Source organism: Photobacterium profundum (assembly GCF_003026285.1).
Taxonomy (GTDB): domain Bacteria; phylum Pseudomonadota; class Gammaproteobacteria; order Enterobacterales; family Vibrionaceae; genus Photobacterium; species Photobacterium profundum.
The window spans coordinates 49,038-62,654 of record NZ_PYOD01000005.1 but is presented as its reverse complement, the minus strand read 5'-3'; the positions used below and the strand labels follow the sequence as shown (position 1 = coordinate 62,654).

Below are 13,617 nucleotides of genomic sequence, written 5' to 3'. Positions count from 1 at the left end.
TATGAGTATCAAGAGAATGAACCACCAAGGTATCACCTCGAATAAAATAACCAGCCCACGACATCAGCGGGGGGCTGCAGGTATCTATACCGCACTTGCCCTTATTCCTTTATTTGGCATGATTTTTTGGGCACTTGAAGGCACCCGCTATATCCAGAAAAAAAATCGATTGGCTGATGCTACTGAAGCTGCCACATTAGCAATAACCACGGCTAACCAAGATGATAAAACGTATGAAAACCAGTTGGCTACAGGCTACATTCAAGCATATATCCGCAATATAACCAGTATTAACAATATCAAGATTGAACGTTCTGAAGGTATTGATAATTACCCTACACCTGACGGCAATGAAGAAAGAGAGTATTTCCAATACCGCGTAACAGCCAAAACCAATCATATTTCGTGGTTAAGTAGCGATATTATCCCAAGTTTCGCGCCAACCGAAACCGTTGCTAACCGTGCATTGGCGCGTAATTACCCAATTTATCTCGGTGATAAAGATATCGATATTGTCTTTGTCTCCGATTTCTCAGGCTCGATGAAAGGCAATAAAATTCGAGCACTCAAAGATGCAATTCAAGCCATTGCCAATGAAATATTAGTGCCACGAGACGGCGAAGTCGAAGTCACTAACCGCATTGCATTTGTGCCTTATAACATGCGTGTACAAGAAAAACGCAGTAACACCCGATGGTGCATTACTCAATTAGACTATCGCCCGAATTTCAATGGTGGTAACTATTCATCTTATGAAGACATTGATTGGTCTACATGGTCTACATGGACACGTAACCAAGTGAGAGATTGCAGTAATGGCTATTACAGTTGCACAGGTAAAAAAAGGCGTGATGCTCGCACAGTATATGCGATCTTGAATGCCTCTAAGTCGGAAACGGGGAGCGGATGGTATTTTCCTGACCCATACTCTTACATCAACTTTCCCGGCAGTGTAGCTAAAACTTTTACGGCCAAAGCTAATAACCTGCAATTCCAATCGACCAACCAGAAGTTATACAGCGGGGGGATGTGTTCGGGTAACTTTTGGACCATTCCTCTTACGTCAGAGAAGACAGCTCTGTCTCCAATTCAAAACAACATGTCACCCGATGGCGGCACCTCGGTTTATCAAGGCCTGATCCGGGGCGCTCAAATATTAGAACAAGGACGCCCCACTTCCCCCTCAACTGAAACATCAGCAGCCTATAACTCACGTATTAAAATGATTTTAATGTTAAGTGACGGACAAGAAATGCCCTACGTCAGCACCTTCAATCAACTGGTGAATCAAGGGTTATGTAACACCATAAAAGCACAATTCAATGACAGTGATCAACCGCTGTACATGGGGGTACTCGGCATTGAGTTTGACGCCCAAGGACAACAAGGCTTCAAAAACTGTGTAGGCCAAAACAACATCACCAACGTCGACGATGTGGATGACTTGATTAAAGAAATTTTAGAGATGATCAAAAAAGGTTCAAAAACCGACGGCATCAGCAAATTGTATTACCGCCACTTAGAGAGTTAATCACCATGACAATACCACGCACCTTTTCTGATTTATCACTGACCGCCCTAGCAACCGGTGTACTGCTCAGTTCAATGACGGCCTATGCTGTAACACCTGATAGCCAACAGATCATGACATTATGCTCAACCAGCGCGCAAACCATCACTCACACCACACAAATTGGTGAAATAACCGGTATTGCCCATCACCGCAGTGGCTATTTACAAATCAACCAGGCTACTGGCGATACCGCGATCAAAGCTGCATTGTTGGCGCTCATAACTGAAACAAACATTGGTTCACAATGCTGGGAATACTTGAATACCGCTGGTTTATTGAACACAACGAGAACACAGGATAAAAACCTTATCGCCCGAGTGTATTTTGCTTTTGACAGCCAGCACCTAACGCCAGAGTCACAAACGGTACTGAAGACCATTGCCCAAAAACTTAAAAACAGCCCACAAACGGTAACCCTAAACGGCCATACAGACAGCGTCGGCCCGCAAGGTTACAACTACACGCTAGGTTTACAGCGTGCGAAATCCTCCATGCAGTATTTGATTGATAACGAAGTGAAAGATACCAACTTGAAGAGCAAAACTTACGGCGAAACCCAGCCTATCGAGAGTAACACAACCTCACAAGGTCGAGCTATGAACCGTCGTGTTGATGTTGTGATGTAACCCCCCACACAAACATCAAACACAGGCAGCCATTCACGTAATCTCGACGTTGCTGTATGTTTATATCACCACTTTAGAGAAACGCTAATACCAGATAATGACTTGGTATTAAGGCTGCAGCCTGACTAGCTGCAGCCTTTTTGTTTGTCTCAGGGTATACTTACAAGATATATAATGTAGAGGTTGCCACTTAATGAAACAACTGCTCGATTTTATTCCTTTAATCATCTTTTTTGTCTTATACAAAACCAACGATATTTTCGTGGCTACAGGGGCATTGATAGTAGCAACTGCCATTCAGGTTGCTGTTACTTGGTTCTTATATAAGAAAGTGGAAAAAATGCAGTTAGTGACCTTCGCGATGGTTACTGTATTTGGCGGATTAACGCTATTCCTTCATGACGAGAACTTCATAAAATGGAAAGTCACCATTATCTATGCTCTTTTCTCTATTGGATTAGCAGTTAGCCAAACAATGGGCAAACCACTGATTAAAAGTATGTTGGGCAAAGAAATTACACTACCCGATACAGTATGGACGCGCATTAATATGGCATGGACCGGCTTTTTTGCAGTCTGTGCCGTCGTAAACATCTATGTGGCATTCACTTTACCACTCGATGTGTGGGTTAATTTTAAAGTATTCGGTTTATTAGCCTTAACTTTGATTTTTACCCTTGTCACAGGTGGATATATTTACCACCATATGCCGAAAGAAACCGATTCAGAATAAGTTATAGAGTTCAGATTAAATAATGAATACAGAAAATAATATTCCGCGCGGGCAGCTACTGCTTCGTACGCTTGCAATGCCTGCAGACACTAACGCCAATGGTGATATTTTTGGCGGTTGGATTATGTCTCAGCTTGATCTTGCGGGTGCAATCTTAGCAAAAGAGATTTCTGGTGGCCGTGTCGTTACCGTTTCTGTTGATAGTATAGCTTTCAAAGCCCCTGTAAAAGTGGGTGATGTTGTATGCTGTTACGGTGAGTGCAAGCGTATTGGTAACACATCAATGAGCGTCGGATTAGAAGTATGGGTTAAACCTGTTGCACACGAAAGTGTAGGCGATCGCTACAGAGTCTGTGAAGCTACCTTTAACTATGTAGCGATTAATAGTGAAGGCCGCCCTCGCCCGATCAAAAAAGCTTAACGGTATTAAAAGCACATTTTTCTATAAAAACGCTCTTTATTATACAAATAAATAGTACCTGTTCTGCAAAAAAGCCTTAACGTCTAGTTCAGGCTTTTTTTATTGGGTAGTATAGGCAGAGCAAAACAGCCAACAATAAGAAGGGAGTAATAACCGAATGTGGTATGTGATTTTTTCTCAGGATGTAGAAAACAGTTTAGAGCGTCGTCTAAGTGTACGTGAACAGCATCTTGCTCGCCTACAAGCACTGCAAGCTGAAGGACGTCTTCTTGTTGCAGGTCCAATGCCAGCCATTGATAGCGAGAATCCTGGTGAAGCGGGCTTTACAGGTTCTACTGTTATCGCTGAATTCAGTTCATTAGAAGCAGCAAAAACCTGGGCAGATGCAGACCCATACATTGCAGCTGGTGTTTACGCTAATGTGGTTGTAAAACCATTCAAAAAAGTACTGCCTTAATGCTTAAAAAAATACTCGCACTTAGTGCACTGCTTATTCTTGGGGGTTGTGCATCAACAGAAGATGACGCAGTAATTGCTTTGGCGAAAAGCCGAGCGACGACAATCAATAATAAAGCCCCTTATGACAAGGTAGATCAATACCAAATCATGAAGGCACAAGCGCGTGATAAAATCGTAGAAATTACCATTTTATATGGTGGTGGAAGTAAAATAGCCCCAACCCAAGCAGCTACCCATGCAGCTAAAAGTTACTGCTCTAGTAACGAATTAAGTCCACTGTTTAATGAAGGCATAGGTTATAACATTATCATCATGGATATGCGTGGCCGAAAAATCGTAGAACAACCGGTATACGCTGCATATTGTGCTGAACTGTCACAATAAATAAGTTAAACGTATATTAAAAATAAAAGCCCCTTCAATGCGTTACTTAAACTAAGTTCTGCGTTGAAGGGGCTTTTTAGTAAGAGATACTTACGACTGTTTACGCTTAAACACCAAAGCTTTCAACCCACCTTCGGTTTCAATTTCTTTGAATTCAGGTGGATTATCAAGACGTTGTTCAAAGACTAAGCTTGGTGCTTCTTCAGCCATACCATCAATCAAGAACTGAGAAGAAATAGAAGGGTCATTCACACACGCAAGTACGCTGCCCTCTTCTGTTAATAGCTCAGGCAAACGGCGTAAGATTTTTTGATAATCTTTGGTTAATGCAAAACTGCCTTTTTGGAAAGAAGGCGGATCAATAATGATTAAATCATACGGTCCAGACTTTCTGACTTTACCCCATGACTTAAATAACTCGTGACCAAGAAAGCTCACTTTCTTTAAATCATGATTATTCAAGTGATGATTTTCACGGCCACGAGTTAATGCCGACTTTGCCATATCAAGATTAACAACATGTTCTGCTCCACCTTCAATCGCAGCGATTGAAAATCCACAGGTATAGGCAAACAAATTAAGCACTCGCTTACCTTGTGCATGTTCTTGAACCCAACGACGACCATAACGCATATCAAGGAATAAACCATTATTCTGATTACGACCAAGATCGAGTTTAAACGTTAGTCCACTTTCGATGACGTTTTGATGATCAGAACTTTCACCCCACAGTACTTCTGTTGGTGAACCTTGGCGAGATCGGTGCTGCAATAATAGGGAGGTTGCCTCACTGTTTTTCCAAACGTCTGACTCAACTAAACGGATAAGTAAGACATTCAATTCTTGAAGAAATGCTTCTGTAGGTTCTTTAAACAAAGAAACCAGAACTTGGCCTTGCAACCAATCTACAGTAATTTGTTCTAAATCTGACCAGCAACGACCACGGCCATGAAATAAACGCCGTACTTCATTGGGTGGCGTTGTCAATTCATTGATCAGATGTTGTTCTAGGATTGGTAGCGCGCTGATTTCCATAACTCTACTGGGTTTATTGAAATAAGGGCGCTATTCTAATCCAAATATCTGTCTTTATGCGACCAATTTGAGGTTTTCTTCAGGAAGGCGGCTATTAGCGAGAACCACATACTCAGCAGTAATGCGAACTTGTCTTTGACGTTGAATACGAGTCTTAATCTTTTGGCTATTACGGCGAGTTGACGCTAAGCTCCAAAAACGAGATTGATTCGTTTTCTTTTTAAGACGCATGCGGAGCGAGACTGAGCGAGTAAGGCGCATTTTAATCCTCAAACTAGGTAAATCCTAGGCGGGTATTATATGTGATCTTCATCAAAAAGATATTTGCACTTGTTCAAATTATAATCAACCAGAAGAAATAGACATTCTTTTTTATCGTTTTAACTCGATATGTTGATCTAAAGCTTTATTTTAACCAACAAACCCTTAGCAATCTGTTTACTTTTCATTCTTTCAGTTACTCAGCTGATCTTTTATTAACCAGCTTATTTTAGTCCATCATTTCGCTTGGCTGAAACATATCGCCGCTTTAGTTCTTTCTAGGCAGTTTAGGCCATGCAAGAAGCCAAGGGGTCGCCCATTCCACTAACGCTTGTTTAACCTCTTCAGCCTGCCAAAGTTCCCCCTTATCGGGAGCACAAATAAACTGCTGATTTTCACCTTTGTACGGGAAAGACAATGCATAAGCATGAAGATACCCACGATCTGCCTCTTCATTTCCGTAGATTTCATCACCCGTGATCCCCGAACCGACACTTCTAAGTGCAACTCGAATTTGATGTGTTTTCCCCGTATGTGGTTTACACAAAAAACAACGTCGGCCATTGCCTGCCGCTGTAGAGAAAAACTGCGTAATCGCTGGATTGTCTTTGGTCGAGTCGAGCTTCCAGCTACTACGACGAGAACGGCTCATGTCACCAATTACAACACCTTGTTTTTTCTTTGGCTTCTTCGTACCAATAGCAAGGTAGAATTTTTTAACATCACGCTTTGCAAAATTACCTGATAATTCTGCTGCCGCTTGACGATTGCGACCTAATAACAATAAACCCGATGTCATTTTATCTAAGCGATGGATTAAATAGAGTTTCTCATCTCCCGTCTGCTTTGCCACTTCAGCAAGCAAAGGCTGATCGCCATCATCTTTATGGACACTCACCCCTGGGTGCTTATTAATAACCAAAAAATCAGGATGTTGATGAACAAGAGTGAACATAATTATTACCCAGAAAAAAAGAGAAAACATTGAAGGCGCGCAGTATATACCCAAGTCACCTCAAGATGCTCGTTTCAGCGAGAATTTATTGGGTTCTAGGCAAGGCGCTCATTTATAGAGGTTCTACGTTAAAAATGAGCAACACCGTATAGAGTCCAATAAAACTCACCTTTCTAGAGTGACTCAACGTGTCTACTTCTGTGTCAAATATGTTTGAAAGGGAGTGAGTGGCCTCTGATGTAAAAAAGCCGCTCGAATGAGCGGCTAATTAATTAAATTCTCAATGTTTTAGATGTGCGCAATTAAGCAAAGAACACCATCAGCATCATAACTGGACACACTACACGTACATACCAAGGCCAGATTTTCCAGAATAAGCTTTGCTCTAATTCTGGGTAACCTTCTTTAATTTCTTGAAGTACTTGGTCACGCTTCCAGATCCAACCAACCAGTAGCGCAAAACACATACCTAGTATTGGTTGTGCATATTCAGTAGTTAATGAAATCACCAGGCCAAACATATCACCAAAGTTAAACACGATGATTGCTGAGAATATTGTAATTAGACCACCAATCCACCATACCGCTACTTTACGATCTTGTTGCAGCTCTTCTGTCGCACAAGCAACAGGGACTTCAAGCATTGAAATAGACGACGTCAGTGCTGCGATAACCATTAGTACAAAGAACAGAATACCGATGAATACACCACCCGACCCCATGGTCTCGAACATAGCAGGCAATACACTGAACACTAACGTATCAGAATCTAATAAAGCACCAGCGTCGTTATATATCTCGACACCGTTATGCTGTGCAACAAACATTGCAGGCAGAATCAACATACCAGCAATAAAGGCAACAGACGTATCAAGCAGTGCAACTTGGGCTGCAGTCTTTGGAATATTGGTATCTTTTCTCAGGTATGAACCGTATACCATCATTGAACATACGCCCAATGATAAGGAAAAAAATGCCTGCCCCATTGCACTAACTACTAGACCTGAGCTGAAATGAGAGAAATCTGGCACAAGGAACATCTTCAAGCCTTCCATTGCCCCTTCTTGCGTTAAGATGTAACCCACCATCACGACAAACAGAACCAGCAATACTGGCATTAAACGGGTAGACCAACGCTCAATACCATTTGCGACACCATTACGCACTACCATAATGGTCATGATCATGAACACGATCATCAAAATAAGGTTACGACTGGTACTGAATGATTCAAGCCAGTTAGCAGCCGTTGTGAAGCCAATTGCTTCTAAGATTGGTCCGACTAAGAAGCCAAACAACCAACCCGCAACAATGGCGTAAAAACTTAGAATCATTGATACTGCAATCATACCTGCAATACCAAGTAATGCGGCTATACCACGCTGCTGAGGCCATATAGAGCGTAATGATTTAATCGGGTTAGCACTGCCATAGCGACCAATTGTTAGCTCAGCCACTAACAAGGGATATGCTAGAGCAAATACCATCAGTAAATATACGAAAAGAAAAACAGCACCGCCATTACTGGCTGCTTGAGTGGGAAATCCCCAAATATTACCAAGACCAACCGCTGAACCGGCCGCTGCCAAGATGAATCCTATCCGTGAACTAAATTGCGCTCTTGAACTACTCGCCATATTACATCTCTAATTATGTGTGTTTACTATTTTCACTACAGCGTTAAATTAACACTGTAAACTATTATATACAGCATAGTGTTATCCATCTACATGCTGTTAGTAGCAAGTAGAACAGTTTAAGAATAGAATGTGAAGCCTGCTTTTCTATTTCTTGATCAATCACTGCTATTTCATTACAAACTAGTACATATTTCATACACTTTAGTTATTAATTACTTTTTTATTTGGCTATATAGCCTGTTTTCCAATATAAATCGCTCCACACTTTTTCCGTGCCACACCTACATATTGCACATTATTTTTTAGATACACTTCTTTTATGCACCTAAAATAGAATAGCGCACAGCAACGAGTCGGAAAGGCTATGTTTTATTCAAGAAAGGATGCAGAATAGGTTTTATAATTTATTCATTTACTGTCTGATAAATCATTTATATGGAACAGTTTTATCAAGTTTTAGCTTGGGTCGGTGTTTTTCTTTACTGGCTCATTATTGCTGGTGTAACCATGCGTGTGGTATTCCAGCGTCGCATTGTCGGCGTTTCTCTTGCTTGGTTAATGATAATTTACATCATTCCTATTGGTGGCGTATTCGCCTACCTACTGTTTGGCGAATTGAATTTAGGCAAAAAACGCGCAGAACGTGCACGCGATATGTTTCACCCATTTGCAGAGTGGTTTCAACGGCTCAATGATTGCCCTAGTCATCAACCTCAGTTAATGAGCCAAAATGCGCGCCCTATTAGTGATTTATGCGAAAATCGTCTTGGTGTACCAGGTTTAACGGGAAATACCCTATCGTTACAAGATTCCCCACAGCAAATTCTCCATTCCATTATTGAAGATATTCAACAAGCGAAAAAATCGGTCCATCTAGAATTTTATATTTGGCACCCTGGTGGATTAGCTGATGCCGTTGGTGTTGCATTAATTCAAGCAGCAAAAAGAGGTGTGTCGGTTAGACTACTGCTAGATTCTGCAGGTAGCTTACGATTCTTCCGCTCGCATTGGCCAAAACTTATGCGCCAAGCTGGTGTTCAGATCACTGAAGCACTCGCCGTATCTCCGTTACGCATGTTTTTACGTCGCTTAGATTTACGTCAGCATCGTAAAATTATCGTCATTGATAATACCATTGCATATACAGGTTCAATGAATTTGGTTGATCCTGCGTTTTTTAAAACAAAAGCAGATGTCGGGCAATGGGTTGACGTTATGGTGCGCTTAACAGGACCAACCGTTCCTCTTCTCAATTGCATTCAAGCATGGGATTGGGAGGTCGAAACAGGCCAACGCTTCTTACCTGAATTACCTGTCTGCAGTATCGATGTATCACCCGATACTATGGATACCGTTCAAGTCATTCCGTCAGGCCCGGGTATGCCTGACGAAATTATTCACCAAGTACTGTTATTAAGTATTTACCAAGCACAAGAAAGTGTTGTTATTACGACACCCTACTTCGTACCAAGCGAGCATTTACAACATGCACTAAAAGGTGCTGCGGAACGGGGGCTTAGCGTTCACATTGTTGTGCCAGATAAAAATGATTCAACAATGGTTGAATGGGCAAGTAGATCTTTTTTTGGGGAGTTATTACAAGCAGGTGTGAAGATTCATCGTTTTCATGGCGGGTTACTACACACCAAATCAGTGGTTATTGATAATACTCATTGCTTAATTGGTACTGTTAACCTTGATATGCGCAGTTTATGGCTCAATTTTGAAGTCACCTTAGCCGTTGATAATCTTGAATTTACCCAGCAATTGAGTTGGCTACAGCAAGAATATATTAAAAATTCAACGAGTCTTGATAATAATGAATGGACCAGACGTCCAATGTTAAACAAATTGGGCGAACGATTCTTCTATATGTTTAGCCCATTACTTTAACCGAAAAACACACCCATGCTATTGATGACCCACTCAATAGGGAGTGGTGAAATATAGTCAAAAAAATACCGCTTTCAGTACAGAGAACTGTCTACACTGTATAGTGATACTCGTTGCTATTCTGTTACAATTCACAGGACACTGGATATTCAAATGAGAGGTACATGGATGACCATGAAGCTATCGTTTCCCCCCTTATTAATGAGTTGTTTTTTCGTATTTTTACTGTCTTCACCTTCCGCCTTAGCGCTCAGTACTGATATTACGCTTTCAGCACACCAAGCCAACGGCAAAAAAATCGAACTTACAGTATCTTTAGAGCAGATCGAACAACTGCCACAAACAACAATTACCACCCAACTTCCTTGGATTAACGGGCAAGCAGCATTCAAAGGCGTGAAGCTCAGTACCTTGCTAGAAATACATAGCATCAAGCCTTCGTTAATAAGACTAAAAGCCTTAAACGACTATACAACAGAAGTTACTTGGCAAGAGATGCTGCAATACGAACCTATTATTGCGATAAAAAAAGATGAACAATATTTAAAAATCCGTGATTACGGACCTTTCTGGCTAGTTTTCCCTCTCGACCAATACGCCGAATTACAGCAAACGACTTACCTGGCTAAGATGATTTGGCAACTAGAAAGTATAAAGGTTGAATAAAGTGGAGCTAAAAAGTCATTCTCCATTCATTAAATGGACAGTTCGTTTATTAAAAAAAGCACTTTATATCATTACACCAATTTTAGTGGTTAGCATATTGGTGACTGTTAGCTATTTAAAACAGACCTCAGAAGTGATATCGAAAAGTCAAAATGAAGCTATATGGTTCGTTTTGCAACTCACAAAAGAATACTCTGAATTTATTTACCAACTGCAGAGTTACCAACTTGGTACCAGTGATTACAACGACATGTTGATCCAGTACGAAATACTGTGGAGTCGTTTCAACACAATAGTGAATAACTCGCTCGTCGAACACCTTCATCAATTTGAGGGTAGTATTACCGAAATCGACCATCACTTCACGTATATAAAAGCGATGGAAGAACAGCTTCTTCAACTACCAAGAACCAAGAATGAATCGAGTTTGTTACTCCTCTTTAAGAATGATTATGACGATTTACAAATCTACTTAAACCATAAATTTAGACTATCGAGTGATGACTTAGGTAATAAAATTAATGCGGTTTCAACACTCGAAATAATTTTTCGGTATCTATTAATTTCAACAATTTTGACTGGCATGATTATCGCTTATCTCTTATTGCGAGAATCTCGCTACCATCACCGCCTAGCAATGTTCGACTCACTCACTGGGATTAGAAACCGTCTGTGGTTAAATAAAAAACTAGATAAACTAGCCAAAAACAATCAGGCATTCAATTTCTATCTAATTGATTTAGATGGTTTTAAAAAAATAAACGATACACAAGGGCATCATACTGGAGATATATTCTTACGCCACGTCGCTAGCCGCCTTCGACAGTTAGAGCAGCCACACTGTTTTAGCGCAAGAATGGGAGGCGATGAATTTGCTGTGATTGAATTAATTCAGCTAAATACCTCAGGCGCTACACCGTCCCTATTACCAGGCAAGCTTGTCAGTTTACTTAATAGCTCAACCATGATTTCAGGTAAGTCACTAACCATCTCGGCCAGTATCGGAATTAGCCAATTTCCAACGTTTGCAAAAAGTATTCCAGAAGTGCTGAAACAAGCCGACTTTGCAATGTATGAGGTTAAGCAACAAGGAAAGAATGGGGCCGCATATTTCAAACCATACTCTGTATCAACAATGAAAAATAATCCGTTATCTAGCGTCAGTTGATGCTGTATCCCTTATCCTAAAATAAAAAGGCTAGTCCGATGGGCTAGCCTTTTTTGTCAGCCCATTTTAGGACTAAACAATGTTGCTTATTTCACTTTTAAGTTAACGCTTAAAAGTCTCTGTTCGCATACCCAAAACCAGACTCACACACATTAATAACAATATGAAAGTGAATGGTAAGGCCGTTGATATAACAGCGGCTTGCAGTGCCTGAACAGCCTCTGTTCCACCAATCCATAGAAGCGCAATAGCAACCGAACCTTGCATAGAGGCCCAGAAGATGCGCTGTGGAATAGGCACATCAACTTTACCACCAGAAGTAATACTATCGATTACTAAAGAGCCAGAATCAGAAGACGTTATAAAGAACACCAACACCAATACGACAGCGATCATCGATAACACTGCGCCATATGGCATAACATCAAACATTTCGAACATAGCCAGTGAAACGTCTGTTAAGCCTCTAGCACCAAGCTCGCCTATATTGTTGATAACTTGATCAATGGCTAAACCACCAAACACAGACATCCAAATTAATGTAACGCTTGTTGGAACAATAAGAACTGCGGTGATAAATTGGCGAATAGTACGACCTCTAGATACTCGCGCAATGAACATACCTACAAATGGGGACCATGAAATCCACCACGCCCAATAGAATACAGTCCAGCCTTGGAACCAAGCTTCATCATTACGACCATGTGGGTTACTAAGAGGAATAATGTTCTCAGCATATGACATAAAAGTCGTAGCAATAGAGCTGAATGATACTGAGTATCCAATTACAGCAACTAGAACTAGCAATAAAAATGCAATAATCATATTGATATTACTGAGGATTTTAACTCCTCCATCAATACCACGAACAACAGATATAACTGCTAGTAACGTAACTATAAAAATGACGGCAATTTGCAATCCAATGCCGGCGTCAATACCAAATACGTGATGAATACCACTAGCAGCTTGCTGTGCACCTAAACCTAATGACGTAGCCAAACCAAATAGTGTCGCTAAAACAGCGAGAATATCGATACAGTGCCCCGCCCAGCCCCAAGCTCGATCACCTAAAATTGGATAAAAAATAGAACGAAGGGAAAGTGGTAGGCCTTTGTTGTAAGAAAAGAATGCTAATGATAGAGCAACAATACCGTAGATAGCCCATGGGTGAAGTCCCCAGTGGTACATGGTTGCGCCTAAAGCAAGCTTAGCGGCTTCAGGAGTATTGGCTTCAACACCTAATGGGGTTTCATACCATCCAGTAAAGTAAGCGACAGGCTCTGCAACACTCCAGAACATCAAGCCGATACCCATACCTGCAGCAAACAACATAGATAGCCACGAAATAACAGAATAATCAGCAACGGCATCTTCGCCACCAAGTCGAATTTTCCCGTAAGGAGAAGCAATCAAAGCTAAACAAAATAAGACAAAGATGTTACCAGCCCAGATAAAGAGCCAATCGAACGAGCTAATTATTTGTAACTTTATACCATCTAAAGTACTTTTAGCTATGGCTGGATCTAAAACCAATGCTGCAATTAGGAATAATGCAATTAGTCCTGCACTAATACCAAATACTGGATTATGAACATCAAATCCCCATTTTTGTACATTGTCCTGCCCAACAGTATAATCGGTACTATCTATACTGTATTTATCAATACCTTTTGTCATTTTCCCTCTCTAAAGGTAGCTTTAGTTGAGTTAAATAACTATGAGAACGAAACAAACAAACGAAAAAAACCGAGAAACAGCTTCGTGCTCATAGCAATATTAATTCAAAATATTGCGGCAATT

At 40.9% G+C, this 13,617-nt stretch carries 14 protein-coding genes; 9 read left to right on the top strand and 5 right to left on the bottom strand.

Annotation, left to right across the window (positions count from 1 at the left end; all coding sequences use genetic code 11):
* The first annotated feature begins 1 nt into the window (after window position 1).
* The 6 genes from C9J48_RS14240 (at window position 2) to gspS2 (ending at window position 4,196) form a co-directional block, all read left to right on the top strand.
* Window positions 2-1,531, top strand: coding sequence for a TadE/TadG family type IV pilus assembly protein (locus C9J48_RS14240; protein WP_242610869.1), 1,530 nt, complete (start codon window positions 2-4; stop codon window positions 1,529-1,531).
* A 5-nt stretch (window positions 1,532-1,536) separates the two neighbouring features.
* Window positions 1,537-2,199, top strand: coding sequence for an OmpA family protein (locus tag C9J48_RS14235; RefSeq protein WP_006233118.1), 663 nt, complete (start codon window positions 1,537-1,539; stop codon window positions 2,197-2,199).
* A gap of 193 nt (window positions 2,200-2,392) precedes the next feature.
* Window positions 2,393-2,932 (top strand): septation protein A, encoded by a 540-nt coding sequence (locus C9J48_RS14230; RefSeq protein ID WP_006233117.1) that lies wholly within the window; start codon window positions 2,393-2,395, stop codon window positions 2,930-2,932.
* Window positions 2,933-2,954: 22 nt separating this feature from the next.
* The gene (gene yciA / locus C9J48_RS14225) at window positions 2,955-3,353 is read left to right on the top strand and encodes an acyl-CoA thioester hydrolase YciA (RefSeq protein ID WP_006233116.1); all 399 of its coding nucleotides are present in this window, start codon (window positions 2,955-2,957) and stop codon (window positions 3,351-3,353) included.
* 157 nt (window positions 3,354-3,510) lie between these two features.
* A complete protein-coding gene (locus tag C9J48_RS14220) occupies window positions 3,511-3,810 on the top strand; it encodes a YciI family protein (RefSeq protein WP_006233115.1) in 300 nt (99 codons plus the stop codon).
* A complete protein-coding gene (gspS2, locus tag C9J48_RS14215) occupies window positions 3,810-4,196 on the top strand; it encodes a type II secretion system pilot lipoprotein GspS-beta (protein WP_006233114.1) in 387 nt (128 codons plus the stop codon). Before C9J48_RS14220 ends, gspS2 begins: the two co-directional genes overlap by 1 nt.
* A 90-nt stretch (window positions 4,197-4,286) precedes the next feature.
* Here the strand turns inward: gspS2 and C9J48_RS14210 are convergent, their stop codons facing one another.
* The 4 genes from C9J48_RS14210 to C9J48_RS14195 all read right to left on the bottom strand — a co-directional run bounded on the left by C9J48_RS14210 (window position 4,287) and on the right by C9J48_RS14195 (window position 8,084).
* On the bottom strand, window positions 4,287-5,231 hold the full coding sequence (locus C9J48_RS14210) for a class I SAM-dependent methyltransferase (protein ID WP_006233113.1): 945 nt from the start codon (window positions 5,229-5,231) through the stop codon (window positions 4,287-4,289).
* A gap of 54 nt (window positions 5,232-5,285) precedes the next feature.
* Window positions 5,286-5,492 carry a hypothetical protein gene (locus C9J48_RS14205; RefSeq protein WP_006233112.1) on the bottom strand — a complete coding sequence of 69 codons (207 nt, stop codon included), beginning with the start codon at window positions 5,490-5,492 and terminating at the stop codon, window positions 5,286-5,288.
* 268 nt (window positions 5,493-5,760) lie between these two features.
* Window positions 5,761-6,447 (bottom strand): TIGR01621 family pseudouridine synthase, encoded by a 687-nt coding sequence (locus C9J48_RS14200; RefSeq protein ID WP_006233111.1) that lies wholly within the window; start codon window positions 6,445-6,447, stop codon window positions 5,761-5,763.
* Between the two features lie 302 nt (window positions 6,448-6,749).
* Window positions 6,750-8,084, bottom strand: coding sequence for a sodium-dependent transporter (locus C9J48_RS14195; protein ID WP_050764923.1), 1,335 nt, complete (start codon window positions 8,082-8,084; stop codon window positions 6,750-6,752).
* 438 nt (window positions 8,085-8,522) lie between these two features.
* Here C9J48_RS14195 and cls point away from each other — a divergent pair, with 438 nt between their 5' ends.
* The 3 genes from cls to C9J48_RS14180 all read left to right on the top strand — a co-directional run bounded on the left by cls (window position 8,523) and on the right by C9J48_RS14180 (window position 11,814).
* A complete protein-coding gene (cls, locus tag C9J48_RS14190) occupies window positions 8,523-9,980 on the top strand; it encodes a cardiolipin synthase (RefSeq protein WP_006233109.1) in 1,458 nt (485 codons plus the stop codon).
* Window positions 9,981-10,133: 153 nt separating this feature from the next.
* Window positions 10,134-10,646: a putative pterin-binding protein gene (locus C9J48_RS14185; RefSeq protein WP_242610868.1), complete on the top strand. Its 513-nt coding sequence runs from the start codon at window positions 10,134-10,136 to the stop codon at window positions 10,644-10,646.
* Window position 10,647: 1 nt separating this feature from the next.
* Entirely contained in the window at window positions 10,648-11,814 is a 1,167-nt protein-coding gene (locus C9J48_RS14180) for a GGDEF domain-containing protein (RefSeq protein ID WP_006233106.1), read from the top strand.
* A 102-nt stretch (window positions 11,815-11,916) separates the two neighbouring features.
* Here C9J48_RS14180 and C9J48_RS14175 read toward each other — a convergent pair whose 3' ends face one another.
* Entirely contained in the window at window positions 11,917-13,494 is a 1,578-nt protein-coding gene (locus C9J48_RS14175) for a BCCT family transporter (protein WP_006233105.1), read from the bottom strand.
* Window positions 13,495-13,617 lie beyond the last annotated feature (123 nt).